Below are 17,358 nucleotides of genomic sequence, written 5' to 3'. Positions count from 1 at the left end.
CCGTCTGCAATATCAATTTAGATTCAAATTTGGTTCATCCTTATTATGCGAAACGATAAGGGTGAATTTTTCGTTTTAACCTCGGTTTTTAATAACCATAGTTGAGAGATATTGCAATGCTACGAATAGCAAAAGAAGCACTCACCTTTGATGACGTATTACTCGTCCCTGCACATTCGACAGTTCTTCCTAATACAGCGGACCTTCGCACTAAGTTAACTAAAAATATTTCGCTGAACATTCCTATGTTATCTGCATCTATGGATACAGTTACGGAAGCTCGCCTTGCAATCGCCTTGGCTCAAGAAGGCGGTATCGGTTTTATCCATAAAAACATGTCTATTGAAGAACAAGCTGAACAAGTGCGTTTAGTGAAGATCTTTGAAGCTGGTGTAGTATCACATCCAGTAACCGTTAAACCAACAAACACAATTGCAGATGTATTAGCGCTAACTGAAAAAAATGGTTTTGCTGGCTATCCTGTTGTTGCTGATAATAATGAATTGGTGGGTATTATTACCGGTCGTGATATTCGTTTTGTTACGGATCTTGAAAAAACCGTTGATAAGGTGATGACACCGAAAGCACGTCTAGCAACGGTAAAAGAAGGGGCTTCTCCAGAAGATGTCCAAGAAGAGATGCATAAAGCGCGTGTTGAAAAAGTATTGGTTGTAAACGATGCATTCCAACTTACCGGTATGATCACGGCAAAGGATTTCCATAAAGCAGAGCGCAAACCAAATGCGTGTAAAGATGATAAAGGTCGTCTTCGCGTTGGTGCTGCCGTTGGTGCTGGAGCGGGTAACGAAGAGCGTGTTGCTGCGCTTGTAGAAGCTGGTGTAGACGTATTGCTTATCGATTCTTCTCACGGTCATTCAGAAGGCGTGCTGACTCGGATTCGTGAAACCCGTGCTGCTCACCCTAATTTAGAAATCATTGGTGGTAACGTGGCAACTGGCGCAGGTGCTAAAGCGCTTATCGAAGCCGGTGTTAGTGCTGTCAAAGTAGGTATTGGCCCAGGTTCAATTTGTACTACTCGTATTGTTACTGGTGTTGGTGTTCCTCAAGTTACTGCGATCTCTGATGCAGTAGAAGTAGCAGACCAATATGGTGTTCCAGTTATTGCTGATGGTGGTATCCGTTTCTCTGGCGATATCTGTAAAGCGATTGTTGCTGGTGCATCTTGTGTAATGGTTGGTTCAATGTTCGCAGGTACCGAAGAAGCGCCTGGTGAAATCATCCTTTATCAAGGTCGTTCGTATAAGTCTTATCGTGGTATGGGCTCATTAGGGGCTATGTCTCAAGGTTCTTCAGATCGCTATTTCCAAAGTGATAATGCAGCAGACAAGCTTGTACCTGAAGGTATTGAAGGTCGAATTGCTTATAAAGGTCGTTTAAAAGAGATTGTTCATCAGCAGATGGGTGGCTTACGTTCAAGCATGGGCTTAACGGGTTCTGCAACCATTGAAGACATGCGAACTAAAGCTGAGTTCGTTCGTATTTCAGGCGCAGGAATGAAAGAATCCCACGTACATGATGTGCAGATAACGAAAGAAGCGCCAAACTACCGTTTAGGCTAATTTTTGTAATCTAGTTATTGATGTGAATATAGCTATCGCGGTATTCACATTAATTGAGAAATGATTTGTTATAGAGTTATTTCATCAACCTATTTTGAGAAGAGAAAATGACAAAAGACATCCATGATCAACGAATTCTGATTTTAGATTTTGGCTCTCAATACACACAGCTTATTGCTCGTCGTATTCGTGAAATTGGCGTTTACTGTGAATTGTGGAGCTGGGATGTGGATGAAGCGGATATTCGTGATTTCAATCCTAACGGTATTATTCTTTCTGGCGGCCCTGAAAGCGTTACAGAAGCAAACTCTCCGCGTGCGCCTAAGTATGTTTTCGAAGCAGGTGTTCCTGTATTTGGTGTCTGTTACGGAATGCAGACTATGTCTGAGCAGCTTGGTGGTAAAGTAGCAGGCTCTGACGAGCGTGAGTTTGGTTATGCTCAAGTTAAAGTTATTGCTGAGTGTGAACTGTTTAAAAACATTGAAGATGCTATTGCAGAAGATGGCGCACCACTCCTAGATGTTTGGATGAGTCACGGTGACAAAGTGGTAGAAATACCATCTAATTTTACCAAGGTTGCAGAAACCGATACGTGTCCATTTGCCGCAATGGTGAATGAAGAGAAGAAGTTTTATGGTGTGCAGTTTCACCCAGAGGTAACGCATACTCGTCAAGGGCTGCGTATGTTAGAGAACTTTGTTCTCAATATCTGTGGCTGTGAAAAACTTTGGACTTCTCAGTCTATTATTGAAAATGCGGTTGCTAACATTAAAGAGCAAGTAGGGGATGACGAAATTATCCTAGCATTGTCAGGTGGAGTGGATTCTTCTGTTGTTGCTATGCTTGTTCAGCGAGCCGTTGGCGATAAACTGACCTGCGTATTTGTAGATAACGGTTTACTGCGTTTAGACGAAGGCCAACAAGTGATGGATATGTTTGGTGATCATTTTGGTCTGAACATCATCAAAGTTGAAGCTGAAGAACGCTTTCTAAATGCATTGGCTGGTGAAGTAGACCCAGAGAAAAAACGTAAGATCATTGGTCATCAGTTTATTAATGTCTTTGATCAGGAGTCACAGAAGCTTAAAAATGCTAAGTGGCTTGCCCAAGGAACTATTTACCCGGACGTCATTGAATCTGCAGCATCAAAAACTGGTAAGGCACATGTCATAAAGTCTCACCATAACGTTGGTGGCCTGCCAGACGATATGGAAATGGGTTTAGTCGAACCGCTGCGTGAACTGTTTAAAGATGAAGTGCGTAAAATCGGCTTAGAGCTTGGCCTTCCTTACAATATGCTTTATCGCCACCCGTTCCCAGGGCCTGGTTTAGGTGTTCGTGTACTTGGTGAAATCAAGAAAGAGTATTGCGATCTTCTTCGTCGTGCTGACGCTATCTTTATCGAAGAGCTGCACAATGCTGACCTTTATAATAAGGTTTCTCAAGCATTTACGGTATTCCTTCCTGTCCGCTCTGTTGGCGTAATGGGTGATGGCCGTAAATATGATTGGGTTGTCTCTTTGAGAGCAGTTGAAACTATCGACTTTATGACGGCACATTGGGCGCATTTACCATATGATTTCTTAGGTAAAGTATCTAACAGAATTATCAATGAAGTAGATGGTATATCCCGAGTGGTATATGACATTTCTGGTAAACCACCTGCGACCATTGAATGGGAATAAGTTGCTGTTTAAAAAGCACTTAATTAGTTTTTTAAAACCAGCTTTCGAGCTGGTTTTTTTGATTTTAATTGATGAAATTTCTTTTTTGTTTTTGGGACTGAATAACAGTTGAACCTGAGCAAACTTTCATCTAGTATGCCCCCGAATTCAACTTTTTTGTATTTTTTAAACTATTTTTGATAAGGTTAAGGCCAGATGTCGACACAACTAGCAAATCCAGCTCCATTAGGTCTAATGGGCTTTGGGATGACAACTATTCTTTTGAATATCCACAATGCAGGATTTTTCCCAATCGATTCTATGATCCTAGCAATGGGTATCTTTTACGGCGGTCTTGGCCAAGTTATTGTTGGTATCATGTGCTTCAAGCGTGGTGATACATTCGGTACTACGGCGTTTACTTCTTATGGTTTATTCTGGTTAACTCTAGTTGGCTTGATTGTTATGCCTGAGATGGGATTAGCTGCGAGCCCAGAATCGTTTATGGGTTGGTATCTTGCTCTTTGGGCTGTATTCACTGGTTTTATGTTTATTGGCTCTCTTTGTTACCCAACAGCGAAGCAAGTGGTATTTGGTTCTCTAACTATTCTGTTTGCTCTGTTAGCGCTTCGTGATTTCACTGGCAGCGAATTAGTGGGTACTATTGCCGGTTTTGAAGGTATTTTTGTTGGTGCGAGTGCTATTTATTTCGCTATGGCGCAAGTCCTTAATAACGAGTTTGGTCGTGAAGTATTACCTGTAGGTAAACCAGTGATCGGTCGCGTTAAAGAAGAAACAGTAGCAACCGCACAAGCAGTTGCATAAGTGGAATAAATTGTAAGCTTAAATAACGTAAATGTTCCATAAAGGCTTTAGTGAAAACTAAAGCCTTTTTCTATATTCAGCACCGAGTTATTTATTATTCTCTTCAGGCTCTGATATCTGATAGAGTTTATGCTCATCACAAACGTCTTCACAGTTACAAACACGGTCAACGCCCACTGTATTTAAGCCACCACAGCTACCTTGTATCGTTCTCTTATTCAGAATAACGCCAATGGCCATTAACAGAATCACAATTAGAAATGCACCAAAGGTTATGAGCATGATTATCATGTTTAAGCCTACTTTTTATGTAGTGGAGAAAGCGAGGAAATAGCGTTCATTTTTCCATGTTTTTTGTGGCCTCTTGTTGTTTCGCCAAGGTGGTGGCCACAACCGCCAGAGTGCCCTGAACAAGAACCTGAATGACCAGAACATCCTCCTTTTTTAAGGTGGTTATTCGAAGGACGTCCTTGGGAGGATTCAGTTAGTTCTGTCATAGAACTGCTAGTTGCTGCCGTTACTTGAGTTTGTTGTTTAACTCTGAAAACACGAATACCTGATTTAAGTAGCTTACCAAGAGCGCGTTCGCCAATATTGTGTACAATGACGGCATCTGCCTTCATATTTTCAATGAGAGTAATAGTCTCTTTTTTATCACTGCAAGATGAGTCGCCACCCGCGCTAGGGCTAACGATATCTTCTATCAATAAATTATCTTCGTTTAAGAAAGCGAATTTTTTTGCTTTCATGAAATGATTAGCGACGCAATTTCGGCTATGTGGGATTGCATAAATCATTGTTCTGGCTCCTTATAATCTAGAACAAGTGCATTACCTTCTACCAAACTTGAAGCAACTTTAAATCGAGCGCGATTTATAATATTACCAAAAGTCTGCCTTGAAACTCCCATTTGGTCGGCTGCTTGCTGCTGACTCATATTCTCAAAATCTGCGAGTCGTAACGCTTCGAATTCTTCGGGTAGTATCTCTACCTGTTTTAGTTTTCCTAGCGGTATACCATTTGGTTTAAAGCAGCTGTGTGCAGGTCGCCCACAAATGCGGCGGCATTTCTTGGGTCTGGCCATAATATCTCCTAAAAGAGTTTCAAATAAACTATACGTCAGTTTTTAGCATATGCCAATAATTAGTTGGATTAATTTGTGGCATATGCTATAAATTATGCACGAAAATAACACCTATCTCTAGGATAAAAAATGAAAGTTGTTAAGCCGAATAGCCATAGTAGTTGTATTGCTTGTGGTGAATCTAACCTAAGCTCTCATTCATTTGGATTGCAGTTTTTAACAGATTCAGAATCGAGTGTTATTGCGAAAGTGACACTAGATGAGCGCTATCAAGGCTACTCTCAGGTATTACATGGTGGTGTAATTAGTACCTTATTAGACGCAGCCATGACCCATTGTCTGTTTTCTAAAAGTATTGAAGCAATGACTGCAGAGTTGAATGTGCGCTTTATTAAATCTGTTCCTATAAATCAAGAGCTTGAAATAGGTGCTCAGTTGTCTGGTGAGCGAAGGGGGATATATCAATTAACCAGTTATATCTCGTTACGTGGCGATATCCTTGCTCGAGGGAAAGCAAAATTCCTTATTGGCAAGTGTAAATTAATGTAAATCATTCTCAATATCATTTTTTCTGAACTAAACTTTTTCTGACATCTTTACGTACTAAACTACGAAACATATCGCTAATTAATAAAGATGAATATTCATAATTTAAGGAGAAAGTATGGAGCACCAGAACAAGGACAGTGAAATAGGAACGGTTACTCGTCAAATCCCACAAGAAGCGTTCGATTGGTATGATGAGTATGCACATGGTTTGATCGACCGACGTGAATTTATGGGGCGACTCGGGGGGCTTGTTGCTTTAGGTTTTACCATGACAGTGCTCACCAGTGCATTATTACCTAATTATGCAAGCGCAGAGCAGATATCATTTAATGACCCATCAATTACAGCGTCTTACGTTAAATACTCTTCACCTAAAGGGCATGGAGAGTGTGAAGGATACTTAGTTGTTCCGAAAAATTTGGAAGGAAAAGCACCGGTTGTTTTGGTAATCCATGAAAACAGAGGTCTTAATCCATATATCAAAGATGTCGCAAGACGCCTAGCTTCTCAAGGCTTTATCGCCTTTGCTCCTGATGGTCTATATCCTTTGGGTGGCTACCCGGGTAATGATGATGAAGGGCGCGCCATGCAAAAAGAGATGGACAAAGGAAAATTAGAAGAAGACTTTATTGCCGCAGCGCAGTTTTTGAAAACTCATGAGCTGAGTACAGGCAAATTAGGTGCAGTTGGCTTTTGCTATGGAGGCTACATTGTCAATATGCTGGCGGCAAGTATCCCTGAAAAGCTCGATGCTGGCGTCCCGTTTTATGGCACTCCTGCTGCGGAATCGATTAGAGATAATGTTAAAGGGCCACTTTTGCTGCAATTTGGTGAGCTAGATAAACGAGTAAATAGTACATGGCCAGATTATGAAAAATCATTGATGGCAAATAAAGTAGATTACACTGCCCATATTTATAAGGGAGTGAACCATGGCTTTCACAATGATTCGACTGGTCGTTATGCACCAGAAGAAGCAGAGCTAGCGTGGACTAGAACAATTGAGTTTTTTAATAAAAATCTATCTTGATATCTTAAAATCTCAGCCCTTTTACTATTGGGCTGAGATTTTGTGAACGAATATTTGCGACTCTAGAAATAGACTTTTATTGAAAGTGTTGATTGATATGTGTGGAAGATTAAATATTGTTGATGACCCTTTGGCAGAACTGGTTAGTAGTGCATTAGGTATTCGATTTTTCTCTGAATCCAATACAAATTTGAGCCCTACGGAACGGGTTTCAGTGATTGGAAAACAAGGTGATTCACTGCAACAATTAGAATTGGTTTGGGGAATAAAACCAGATTGGGCGACTCGGATAATTATTAATGCTCAAGCCGAGACTGTAGGGAAAAACCGACATTTAGGTCAGCGTTTTCTCATTCGCGTGTGATTGTACCTTGCTCTGGTTGGTATGAATGGAAAGGGGATAAAGTAAATAAACAGAAATACCTTTTTTCAGATATTGAGGGGATGCCTATTTATATGGCGGGTATCGCGCTAGACAGCGGTCAGAGACTTGTCACTCTAACCACAAAACCCAATTCACAATGCGCTGCCTTTCACCATAGGATGCCACTCTTGCTAAGTGAATCTAATGTCGAATCTTGGTTACTCGGTTCGTTAGATTTTGCAGATGATCTTCTGCATGAACCTTACCAAAAGGAGTTAAAGATAACGACGAAGTCATCGTTACCTCAACAAGGTTCTCTTATCTAAGTCGTTCTTTTTTCTTACACCTAACTTATTGACAACCCAAGCGAGTCGCTATTTCACTGCTGTCTTGTAGAGACTCTGGAAGCGAATAATTTATCTGCGATTTTAGAGTTTTTAAATCGGTTAATGTCGTGCAGAAGTCGGTATCTTTTTCTATATTTTGAGACATAACAAACACGGCAGCTTTACCATTGCTAAGATCTCTATTTGGTTTGTAGACGATTTTGTAATAAGCAGATGGGATAGTATGCGGTTCATCGGCAGACGGTAGGGTCATACTGTCTTTAGAATAAAGCGGCCCACTGATCACATATAAAGAGTCTCTAAATGCTACTTTCTCCCTTACTTTGCTTTCTAGTTCTTGCCATGCGTTTTGATTTAACGCGCTTGTTTGAGGGGTAATATTACTGAGGTAATTTAATGTATACCAATATTTATTACCGGTAAAACTTGCCAGAGGTACCTGATGACCTCTATCTGTTTTAAGCTGCTTGTAAGCATTTTTGTAGTCTTTTTCTTCCAGTCTCTCATCTTCCGAAAGCAGAGGTTGATTTCCCCAATCTCGATTTGTATGAGTCCCAAAGTTTTGCACGTCAACTTCATAGGCTACCCAGTCTGCAAATTTAGTGGTTGGGTTTTGAGATAATGCATAAAGTCGCTCAAAAATCATGGTATTGCCGTCGATTTGGATTTCAGGACAACCTATAGGGCAGTGTGGACTCTTAATTTGTGTGGCTGAATTTGCCATTGCAAAAGGCAAAGCTGCCAAGAAAAATAGAGTGATACGTTTCATTGTTACCTTCCTAACCGTACAAGATACTGATTAGGTTAGCAGGTTGCTGTTCGGTATCAAGTGTAGGAGAGTGGTATTATTTTTATACTTTCTAGTTATGTTGGCGATACGAATGTGTTGAATTGATGATGTCGCTTGCAAATGTATGGTATCGGAAAAGGTGGTTGTTTCTTTTGTTGCTTCAAATAATGCTATCTTTAAATGAAACAATTATATAGGTACTGAGTATGGTTTTTGATTGGGTAGAGTGGTTCGGTTATTTAGCATCGTTAGTGGTATTGGTTTCATTGACGATGACCTCTATTATTAAGCTTCGGGTTATCAATTTTATCGGTTGTATCTTATTCGCTATGTTTGCTTATTTTATAGACTCGTACCCGACGATGTTTATGAACATTGGTATCGCTGGTATCAATGTCTATTTTTTATGGAAAATAAGAACGTCTAAAGAGCAATTTACCTTAATTACAGCGTCGGTCGGTTCAGAATATTTTGATTATTTCGTTTCAAGTTACAAGAGCGAAATAGAGCTTCAAGTACCAGTTACTGATTTAAAAGGGGCTGATACTGCCTTTTATATGTTAAGGAACAACAGTATCGCTGGTGTGCTCGTTGGCCATATAAACTCTAAGGGTGAGCTGTCAGTATTACTCGACTATGTCACACCTGAGTATCGCGATTTCAAATTGGCACACTATTATTACGAGTCTCATCCTGATGTTATTAAAGATAGAGGCGTTAAAGCATTAAAAGCTCATGCAACCACCCCAGAGCATAAAGAGTACTTAATTAAAGTAGGTTTTCAGTTAGTGGATCAAAATGAAGGGTTATACCTGAAACAGCTCTAGTGTACGAAATAATTAAATCCATAATTTTGTTTTTGTGAAAGAGAATCTAATTTTTTAGGTTCTCTTTATTATTTTTAATTTCATAGTGATAGGTATAAAAAATGGGTTAGCGATTGCTAACCCATGAACTGACAAATGGGGAGGTTCAATGTTGCGTGTCAGCTTCAAAATAAGGTTTATAGACATCAGCCAATGACTTGATTTTTGATTTGTGTTTTCTTTTTTTATGATTGGGGTTGGCGTTTCTTGCGATTCTATAGCTTTGGCATGTTGTTGTGCTGATTGTTGAAAGTGCGAATTTTGCTGAGCCTTTTTTCTGGCTTGATTGACTCGATCGATTACATCTTTAAGCATAAGCAGTACCTCACTTCAAGGAGAAATTAAATACATACTGATCAATTTAACAATAGTTTTACTTCTGGGTTTAGTCAACTGATTAGCCATTCGTTTCTAATCGATAGCATTACGATGAATAAATTGATTCAAAACTGATATGTGTTGATGAGTTCAAGATAGTTATCCTGCAGATAACTTTTTAATAGAACTTAGTAACGTAATAGTTATGAATATTTTAATGGCTTTATCTCAACTTGAGGTTACTGGTGCTGAAGTTTACGCTACGACAGTAGGCAACGAACTGACTAGCCGCGGACACCAAGTTTTTTATATCTCCGATACGCTTACCAAATTTCATCAAGGACGATTGTTTAAGTTCCGTTTTAACAAACGCAGTATCCCTAGGCGCTTTTATCATGTTGGATACCTTATTTATTTGATAAAAAAACACAATATCCAACTTGTGCATGCGCATTCTCGTGCTTCAAGTTGGAGCTGTCACGTGGCATGTAAGATCACTGGTACTCCGATGGTGACGACGGTGCATGGTCGTCAGCCAGTTCATGCTTCACGTAAAAAGTTTCATGCAATGGGAAATAAGGCATTACCTGTATGTGAGGCTATTAGGGAGCAATTGATTCATGACTTAGGCGTTGAAGAAGGGCAACTTGTTGTTGGATATAATGGCGTTGACACAAATCAATTTTCGCTTTTAAAGCCTGCACGTAATCTGAGGCCGGTTATTGCTATTATTGGTCGGTTAACAGGGCCTAAAGGAGAGCTGTGTTTCCGACTACTTAAACAATGCCTAGATCTAGAAAAGTATGATGTTCGAATCATATCGGGTTCTCCCATTGATGCTCGTTTTGAAGTGTTTAAGCAGCAGGTAACATTCACTGGTTATACTGATGATGTGCCAAAAATGCTCGGAGAAGCCGATCTGGTAATAGGAGCTGGTCGAGTAGCAATAGAATCCTTGTTGTGTGGGAGACCGACTTTTGCTATTGGTGAGGCTAATAGTATTGGTGTCGTCACGTTGAAAAATATTGATCACGCTGTAGCGACTAATTTTGGTGATATTGGTCCAGTTGATTTAGATATCGATTTTGATAGTTTGGCAGAAGAAATTGAATTAGGGCTTTGTAGTAAACATTGTGACCCGAAGGTAACTGAGCAAGTTAAAAAGAACTATGATTTAGTCTCGGTTGTAGACAGTCTTGAGAATGTTTATCAAGATGTTTATGTCGATGTTTTAAAAAAAGAAATGCCTATTATTATGTATCATCGGTTTATTCAAAATGAGTTCGAAAAAGGTGTACATGGAACTTACTTACATATTGATATGTTTGAAAAACATCTCAAACTTTTAAAACGTATGGGGTTTGAGTCTATCACCTTTGAAGATTTATCTGATGGCAAAGTTATTCATCGTTTAGCGCCAAGTAAACGTTACATAATAATCACGATTGATGATGGTTATAGCGATAACTATAACCTGATGCTGCCGCTACTCAAAAAATATGGGTTTAAAGCTGTGGTGTATGTGGTGACAGGTGAGACATTTAATCGATGGGATGTGGAAAATCCATACAATCCAGAAAACCCAGTCGCGTTAATGAGTGCTAAACAGGTCAAAGAGTTAGCGGAATCTGGTTTGATTGAAATTGGTGGGCATACAATGACCCACCCTAGATTGGACTCGCTCTGTATGCAATCACAGTACGACGAAATTAGTCACAATAAACGTCAACTTGAAGACTTGATAGGTAAACCTTTAACCTCCTTTGCCTATCCATTTGGTGTTTATAACGAGGATTCAAATAAAATCGTCAGTGATGTCGGTTACCGGTTTGCGGTTGCGACTAACTCAGGGCCGCTGGCTATACATAAAGAGCTTTTTAAGATACGTCGTATTGCTATCTTTCCTCGAACCAATGTTTTTGGGTTATGGCGAAAAGTCCGCGGTAACTACTTTTTTAGAAAACTTAAGTAACGTATCTTCAGTTCAACAATACGTTTGAATAAGTAATTTACTTACGAGCTGTTTTTTCGCTGTTCCTTTTCTCTTGAACGTCAATGAATCGTAGAATATTTTAGTGGGTGAAGGATAATGCCGCTTTTATCATTTCCTTTTTGATCATGAACTTAACGAGTTTGGTATAACATGCGCCTTGATAAATTTGTTTGTAAAAGTACTGAGTTAACCAGGCATGAAGCGATTGTGAAAATTAATGAAGGCGCAGTTTGCGTTAATGAAAAAGTGACGACAAATGAAGCGACTCAGGTACATGAAAACAATGCAATCGTCTTAAATGGCATAAGATTGAAGGCTCGAGACTTTCGCTATATTTTGATGCACAAACCAGCAGGGACGATCTGTTCAAATATAGATGAAATGTACCCATCTTTATTTAATTATGTCGATGTTGAGAATGTATCAGAGTTGCATATTGCTGGCCGTTTAGACGCAGATACAACTGGTTTGGTCTTAATTACGGATGATGGCCGTTGGTCATTCGGCATCACGGCTCCTAACAATAAATGCGGTAAAACTTATCGCGTCGGTTTGTCAAAAGCGATTACCGATGATGTGGCGATTAAGTTTAAACAAGGCTTGAAATTACAAGGGGAACAACAGTTCACACGACCGGCTAAATTAGAAGTGATTAGCTCTAAAGAGGTTCTTCTAACTATAACAGAGGGAAAGTTCCATCAGGTGAAACGAATGTTTTCTGCAGTAGGAAACCGTGTTATGTCGCTTCATCGTGAAGCAATAGGCGATATTTTCTTAGATGTTGAAGTAGGGCATTGGCGTTACTTAACACGGGATGAAATTCATTCTCTTACTAAGCGATAGGCATCGATAATATGTTGAACATTGGCCCTATTACCTCGCCCAATTCGTTGGTAATGATTTAATGTTTTATCTAAGTATTGTCCAATAATGTCGGTTTGTTTATCTGAATCCGATTGCCAGATCCTGTCGCCAATGGGACTAATTTTATCGTTGCCGTCTAATACCGAAGAAATATGAATAACTTCATAGAAACGTTGGTTGTCTTCAATCAAAACTTCATTTTTCAACCCAAATTTGAGCTCTATTAGCTTCTGGCGTAACGCATATTGGTGATGAACGGGACAGAGTAAAAAATCGATATCAACCCCTGAATGTTTTTGATAAATAGCTTCAATGAATTGGATCATTAAATCACCGCCCACGCCTGCAATTATAATTAAGTGATTCCCTTTATACTGCTCTAAAGGTAGCTTAGCTACATCAAGACAGTGAGTTTCCCACCTTGAATTGGTATAAAATCGATGAAGTTTATTTTTTAGTTCAGCCATTAATTCTGGCACAATATCAACGAAGTGGATGGGGGTGGTGGCGTGTCGAGACAGTAAAGCGGCACCAAGAAAACCATGGTCGCAACAACAGTCCCAAATATGGGCATAACCTGACGTCACCATTTGTTCAATTTGCGTTAATCTTTTACTGAGTTTCAAAGTAACTACCTAGTCGATGGCTTAAAACGGGCGCATTGTAATGGTTTTCTAGCCTTTAGCGAAGTGAGTTTATCTTGTTTATGCTTACAGCTTCGCTATTCAGTACGGTAACGATTTGTTTATTAAGTGGAATTGAGTGTGTTTTGGATGGTAGTTCATCTTTTATTTATAAAATTGCTTAGCGGGAAAAACCGATGTCAAAGAAAGTAGTACAGTTTGAATATGAAAAAGAGACAAAAAATAGTGTTCGCTACAAGGAAGTCCCAGAAGAAGGTACAGCCCCGATTGTGGGAACGCTGTATGTTCAGAAATGGTTTGCTGGTAATAGCAAATCTATAGAAGTCACCATTGATAAAAAAGACTAATTGCCACTAAAAAAGGAAAGCACTGGTGAGCTTTCCCTTAATTATTCTAGTGTGATTGCTTCTTCATTATCAATACGAAAGAACAATGACAAGCGACTTAATGTAATATCAGTCGCTCTTGATATCACGCCTGACTATATTTAAGCATATCTAGAGCAACTGCTTCCGCTATTTTTATACCATCAATACCAGCCGATAAGATCCCACCTGCATAACCCGCGCCTTCACCTCCCGGGTATAAACCTTGAGTATTGATGCTTTGGAAATCAGAACCACGTTTAATTTGCACCGGTGATGAAGTACGGGTCTCAACGCCAGTTAGCATGGCGTCTTTGTTATCAAAACCACGAATTTTCTTAGCAAAGGCTGGTAGAGCTTCGCGAATTGCATCAATCGCAAAGTCAGGGAGTGCATCGCTAAGGTCGGTCATTTTTACATTCGGCTTATATGATGGCTCAACTGCTTCAAAGGGCTTACCTTGACCTGCGGCTAAGAAATCTCCAACCATTTGAGCAGGGGCGTCATAGTTGCTTCCACCCATCACATAAGCATTGCGTTCGAGTTTACGCTGTAATGCAATACCCTGTAGGGGATCGTTATTAAAGTCCTCAGGAGAAATACCCACGACAATCGCACTGTTTGCATTACGTTCGCTACGAGAATATTGGCTCATGCCATTAGTGACGACAGCCTGTTCTTCAGAAGTTGCGGCAACGACTACGCCACCGGGACACATACAGAAGCTATACACTGAGCGGCCATTCTTACAGTGATGAACGAGTTTATAATCTGCTGCCCCTAAAAGTGGGTGCCCTGCATTTTTACCAAAACGAGCATGGTCAATCATCTCTTGTTTGTGCTCAATTCGAAAACCAATAGAGAATGACTGTGCTTCCATATGCACACCCTTATCATGAAGCATCTGGAATGTATCACGAGCACTGTGGCCGATCGCAGCAACGACATGTTTGCTATTAATGATTTCGCCACCGTTTAGTGTTACACCAGTAACATGCTGATTATCACCAGAGCCTTCAATGTTTATCTCTTCAACCCGTGTTTCAAAGCGAATATCACCACCAAGTTCAAGGATTTTAGTACGCATTTTTTCAACCATGGTGACTAATTTGTAGGTACCAATATGCGGTTTACTCACGTAAATGATTTCTTCGGGTGCGCCTGCTAGAACAAATTCATTTTTAACTTTTAACCCAAGGAAGCCGGGATCTTTTACTTGGCTATATAATTTTCCATCTGAAAATGTACCTGCGCCACCTTCCCCAAATTGAACATTCGATTCAGTATTTAGTTCACTGGTACGCCAAAAGCGAAAAGTATCTTTCGCACGTTCGTGAACAGACTTACCGCGCTCTAAAACAATCGGTTTAAAGCCCATTTGAGCTAATATTAGTGCGACAAATAAACCACATGGCCCCATTCCGATGACAATAGGACGTTCTGTTAAATCTGCAGGTGCACTAGCAACATATTTGTATTCGGTATCCGGTGATACTCGTACGTTTTGATCGTTTTCAAAATTCGTGAGTAGTTGCTCTTCATTTACATTTTGGAGCGTAATATCCAAGGTGTAAATTAGGGTGATTTGATTCTTTTTTCGAGCGTCATAACCACGTTTAAATACATGGATATCAACCAACTGTTGCTCAGATATCGACAGTGTATTTAAAACATAATCTTGTAGTGCATTTTCACTGTGATCCAGCGGTAATTTTACTTGGTTGAGACGTATCATAATTCACCTGATAATTGGCCGAAAAAATAATCGCGTAGTCTACGTGATCTATCTTAAAAATGTAATAAACATTATCGTTGAAAATAGCTGGCTCTTCTCATCCTCAAAAATAAAAGTAAAGTCACTCTATTGGGGCTATAGAGTGACTAATTCTAAGAGGATATAAGAAACTAGAATAGAGAATTAGAGAGGTCGTATAGCTCTTGGTTGAAGGGGCGTTTCATATTATTAATGCAGTCGATAATGTCATGATGAACCATTGCTGAATTCATCATACCAACGCAGCGACCTCCATGACCTTCCATAAGAAGTTTAACTGCATACGAACCCATACGGCTGGCGATGATTCTGTCTCGTGCGGTTGGTCTTCCCCTCGTTGAATATGCCCAAGAATCGTTGTACGTGCCTCATGACCAGTTTGAGTCTCAATATTTTTGGCAAGGAGCTCAACATCTGTGACATGTTCACATACCGCGACAAGAGCATGTTTTTTGCCTTTTTTTATACCCGCTTGGATGTGAGATATTAATTCTTGTTCATCAAATCCTTTTTCGGGAACGACAACAAATTCTACTCCACCAGCAACTGCTGCTCGCAATGTTAAGTCACCACAATAACGGCCCATTATTTCAACTATAGAGATACGTTTATGTGACGCTGATGTATCTCTTAGGCGATCAATCGCTTCAACAACGGTGTTGAGTGAAGTGTCGTAACCAATAGTATAGGTCGTTCCAGGGATATCATTATCAATTGTGCCCGGTATACCGATGCATGGGTAACCCATTTCAGTGAGTTTTTTGGCACCAAGGTAAGAACCGTCCCCACCAATAACCACCAAGGCATCAATATCATGTCTTTTTAGGTTTTCAATCGCTTCTGCTCTAACTCGCTCCTCTTTGAATTCGGGAAAGCGAGCAGAACCTAAGAAAGTACCACCTCGATTGATGACATCGGATACAGAATGACGGTCAAGTTTTACTATTTTATCTTGGTGTAGGCCTGCGTAGCCATCGTAGACTCCAAAAACGTCTAAACCTTGATGCAGGCCTTCCCTTACTACTGCACGGATAGCGGCATTCATACCTGGTGCATCACCGCCACTTGTTAGTACACCTATTCTTTTAACCATATAAAACTCCATTTCATGACTAATAATCAAAGTGGCCCTTTTTAATATTTAAGTTTTTGTAGTGGGCTGTCACTTGATCGTGAAATAAATACAACGTTATGGTTTCACTATATCGCATTCATAAAATATACAATCGACGGCATAATTATTCATTCGTAGATCACGGTTTGAGTAATAAATAGGCAATTAATATGATCTAAAGTTATTGATAGTTGTGACGTTAGTAGGTGAGAAGCTGAGAGAAAATGGCATTGCGTATTGATAATGGGGAGGTTAAATAAAAAGTGAATCTAAAAAGGACTTAGAATTAGCGGGTTATAGAGTGTAAACCCGCCACTCATCTTGTTTGTTGTGTATAAAAATAACTTAGCTATAAAAGGCTTCTACTGTTCCTTTTAGCGTAATAAGGATTGGTTGTCCGCGACGATCTAGCGCTTTAGGTGATGGTATTTTTACCCAGCCCTCGCTAATGCAATATTCCTCAACATCGAAGCGCTCTTTGCCATTAAGTTTAATACCTATTTTATGCTCGAAACACGCTTCAATATAATGCGGGCTGCGAGGGTTACCGGAAAGGTGGTCTGGTAAAGTTGGTTTTGATGTAGTGTCAGTCATGTTCGAAGTCTGTTGTAAATAAAAAGTACGCCATTGTAGACAATGTAGACCTAACGCTCAAGAATTGTAATAAAGGATATTTGTGCCGTTCAACCTCACGATAGCTTATCAATATCAGTTCTGTTGATATCCTAGTTCGCCTTACCAGAACATGGGTAGAATTGGGTGGGTAGTTCTGTTTTAATCGCTATGTTTAAAATGAATTTATCGAAAATAAAGAAAGGAAAACAACGTGGCTAATCTAACTATCCTAGCAAAAATAGAAGCGAAACCGGGTCAAAGTGAGTTTGTTAAGCAAGAAGTGTTAAAGCTCGTCACTCCATCACGTCAAGATGAAGGTTGTATTGAGTATCGCCTACAAGCTGACAATAATAACGATGGGTTGTTTGTGATGTTTGAAGTGTGGCAAAGCTCTGAGATGCTGAAGAAACACATGGAGACAGAACATTTTCAAGCTTTTGTAAAAAATACCGAAGGTAAGATAGAGCCTTTAGTCGTAAATGAAATGACAGAACTGGCTTAAAAAGTGGGCAATAAAAAGGGCACGAATTAATTTTCATGCCCTTAATTTTTTAATTAATTGGTGACTAGCT

20 protein-coding genes and 1 pseudogene are annotated in these 17,358 nt (G+C 39.8%); 12 read left to right on the top strand and 9 right to left on the bottom strand.

All coding sequences use genetic code 11. From position 1 onward, the window contains the following. Window positions 1–116 precede the first annotated feature (116 nt). The 3 genes from guaB to PGX00_RS14150 all read left to right on the top strand — a co-directional run bounded on the left by guaB (window position 117) and on the right by PGX00_RS14150 (window position 4,069). Window positions 117–1,580, top strand: coding sequence for an IMP dehydrogenase (gene guaB / locus PGX00_RS14160; RefSeq protein ID WP_272137529.1), 1,464 nt, complete (start codon window positions 117–119; stop codon window positions 1,578–1,580). 107 nt (window positions 1,581–1,687) lie between these two features. Then, window positions 1,688–3,265 (top strand): glutamine-hydrolyzing GMP synthase, encoded by a 1,578-nt coding sequence (gene guaA / locus PGX00_RS14155; protein WP_272137528.1) that lies wholly within the window; start codon window positions 1,688–1,690, stop codon window positions 3,263–3,265. Window positions 3,266–3,460: 195 nt separating this feature from the next. Further along, window positions 3,461–4,069, top strand: coding sequence for an acetate uptake transporter (locus PGX00_RS14150; protein WP_272137526.1), 609 nt, complete (start codon window positions 3,461–3,463; stop codon window positions 4,067–4,069). Window positions 4,070–4,156: 87 nt separating this feature from the next. Here PGX00_RS14150 and nqrM read toward each other — a convergent pair whose 3' ends face one another. The 3 genes from nqrM to PGX00_RS14135 are packed head-to-tail and all read right to left on the bottom strand — an operon-like array spanning window position 4,157 to window position 5,153. Continuing rightward, window positions 4,157–4,360: a (Na+)-NQR maturation NqrM gene (gene nqrM / locus PGX00_RS14145; protein ID WP_272137524.1), complete on the bottom strand. Its 204-nt coding sequence runs from the start codon at window positions 4,358–4,360 to the stop codon at window positions 4,157–4,159. An 8-nt stretch (window positions 4,361–4,368) separates the two neighbouring features. Then, entirely contained in the window at window positions 4,369–4,866 is a 498-nt protein-coding gene (locus PGX00_RS14140) for a NifB/NifX family molybdenum-iron cluster-binding protein (RefSeq protein WP_272137521.1), read from the bottom strand. Beyond that, a complete protein-coding gene (locus tag PGX00_RS14135) occupies window positions 4,863–5,153 on the bottom strand; it encodes a DUF134 domain-containing protein (protein WP_272137518.1) in 291 nt (96 codons plus the stop codon). The genes PGX00_RS14140 and PGX00_RS14135 overlap by 4 nt, the downstream gene beginning before the upstream one ends. Before the next feature lie 129 nt (window positions 5,154–5,282). On the opposite strand from PGX00_RS14135, the gene PGX00_RS14130 reads away from it, so the two are divergent. The 4 genes from PGX00_RS14130 (at window position 5,283) to PGX00_RS14115 (ending at window position 7,422) form a co-directional block, all read left to right on the top strand. Continuing rightward, the gene (locus PGX00_RS14130) at window positions 5,283–5,702 is read left to right on the top strand and encodes a PaaI family thioesterase (protein ID WP_272137516.1); all 420 of its coding nucleotides are present in this window, start codon (window positions 5,283–5,285) and stop codon (window positions 5,700–5,702) included. Window positions 5,703–5,817: 115 nt separating this feature from the next. Then, complete coding sequence (locus PGX00_RS14125) at window positions 5,818–6,732, top strand: dienelactone hydrolase family protein (RefSeq protein WP_272137512.1); 915 nt, start codon at window positions 5,818–5,820, stop codon at window positions 6,730–6,732. A gap of 97 nt (window positions 6,733–6,829) precedes the next feature. After that, window positions 6,830–7,096, top strand: a complete 267-nt coding sequence (locus PGX00_RS14120) for an SOS response-associated peptidase family protein (protein WP_272137509.1) — start codon at window positions 6,830–6,832, stop codon at window positions 7,094–7,096. After that, window positions 7,093–7,422, top strand: a complete 330-nt coding sequence (locus PGX00_RS14115) for an SOS response-associated peptidase family protein (RefSeq protein WP_272137507.1) — start codon at window positions 7,093–7,095, stop codon at window positions 7,420–7,422. The genes PGX00_RS14120 and PGX00_RS14115 overlap by 4 nt, the downstream gene beginning before the upstream one ends. 25 nt (window positions 7,423–7,447) lie before the next feature. On the opposite strand, the gene PGX00_RS14110 is transcribed toward PGX00_RS14115, so the two are convergent. Next, window positions 7,448–8,212, bottom strand: coding sequence for a DNA/RNA non-specific endonuclease (locus tag PGX00_RS14110; RefSeq protein ID WP_272137505.1), 765 nt, complete (start codon window positions 8,210–8,212; stop codon window positions 7,448–7,450). 227 nt (window positions 8,213–8,439) lie between these two features. Between PGX00_RS14110 and PGX00_RS14105 the strand changes: the two genes are divergently transcribed. Then, complete coding sequence (locus tag PGX00_RS14105) at window positions 8,440–9,060, top strand: hypothetical protein (RefSeq protein ID WP_272137502.1); 621 nt, start codon at window positions 8,440–8,442, stop codon at window positions 9,058–9,060. A gap of 54 nt (window positions 9,061–9,114) precedes the next feature. On the opposite strand, the gene PGX00_RS14100 is transcribed toward PGX00_RS14105, so the two are convergent. Then, a complete protein-coding gene (locus PGX00_RS14100) occupies window positions 9,115–9,414 on the bottom strand; it encodes a hypothetical protein (protein ID WP_272137500.1) in 300 nt (99 codons plus the stop codon). Between the two features lie 208 nt (window positions 9,415–9,622). On the opposite strand from PGX00_RS14100, the gene PGX00_RS14095 reads away from it, so the two are divergent. Beyond that, window positions 9,623–11,389, top strand: a complete 1,767-nt coding sequence (locus tag PGX00_RS14095; protein ID WP_272137498.1) for a polysaccharide deacetylase family protein — start codon at window positions 9,623–9,625, stop codon at window positions 11,387–11,389. Between the two features lie 171 nt (window positions 11,390–11,560). Beyond that, the gene (locus PGX00_RS14090) at window positions 11,561–12,253 is read left to right on the top strand and encodes a pseudouridine synthase (protein WP_272137496.1); all 693 of its coding nucleotides are present in this window, start codon (window positions 11,561–11,563) and stop codon (window positions 12,251–12,253) included. On the opposite strand, the gene PGX00_RS14085 is transcribed toward PGX00_RS14090, so the two are convergent. Beyond that, window positions 12,232–12,900 (bottom strand): tRNA (adenine(22)-N(1))-methyltransferase, encoded by a 669-nt coding sequence (locus PGX00_RS14085; RefSeq protein ID WP_272137494.1) that lies wholly within the window; start codon window positions 12,898–12,900, stop codon window positions 12,232–12,234. The two genes, PGX00_RS14090 and PGX00_RS14085, sit on opposite strands and share 22 nt — an antisense overlap. Before the next feature lie 194 nt (window positions 12,901–13,094). Here PGX00_RS14085 and PGX00_RS14080 point away from each other — a divergent pair, with 194 nt between their 5' ends. After that, window positions 13,095–13,265: a hypothetical protein gene (locus tag PGX00_RS14080; protein ID WP_272137492.1), complete on the top strand. Its 171-nt coding sequence runs from the start codon at window positions 13,095–13,097 to the stop codon at window positions 13,263–13,265. A gap of 124 nt (window positions 13,266–13,389) precedes the next feature. Here the strand turns inward: PGX00_RS14080 and PGX00_RS14075 are convergent, their stop codons facing one another. From PGX00_RS14075 to PGX00_RS14065, 3 genes and pseudogenes are all read right to left on the bottom strand, one after another. Next, the gene (locus tag PGX00_RS14075; RefSeq protein ID WP_272137490.1) at window positions 13,390–15,018 is read right to left on the bottom strand and encodes an NAD(P)/FAD-dependent oxidoreductase; all 1,629 of its coding nucleotides are present in this window, start codon (window positions 15,016–15,018) and stop codon (window positions 13,390–13,392) included. 170 nt (window positions 15,019–15,188) lie between these two features. Then, window positions 15,189–16,150: pseudogene (gene pfkA / locus PGX00_RS14070) on the bottom strand (6-phosphofructokinase). A 366-nt stretch (window positions 16,151–16,516) separates the two neighbouring features. Next, window positions 16,517–16,765 carry a DUF3297 family protein gene (locus PGX00_RS14065; protein WP_272137488.1) on the bottom strand — a complete coding sequence of 83 codons (249 nt, stop codon included), beginning with the start codon at window positions 16,763–16,765 and terminating at the stop codon, window positions 16,517–16,519. Window positions 16,766–16,997: 232 nt separating this feature from the next. Between PGX00_RS14065 and PGX00_RS14060 the strand changes: the two genes are divergently transcribed. After that, entirely contained in the window at window positions 16,998–17,288 is a 291-nt protein-coding gene (locus PGX00_RS14060) for a putative quinol monooxygenase (protein ID WP_272137486.1), read from the top strand. Window positions 17,289–17,358: the final 70 nt, after the last annotated feature.

It is taken from the genome of Vibrio algarum (assembly GCF_028204155.1).
GTDB lineage: Bacteria > Pseudomonadota > Gammaproteobacteria > Enterobacterales > Vibrionaceae > Vibrio > Vibrio algarum.
Note: the sequence above shows the minus strand (reverse complement) of the source record. Positions and strands in the feature narration are given on the sequence as shown.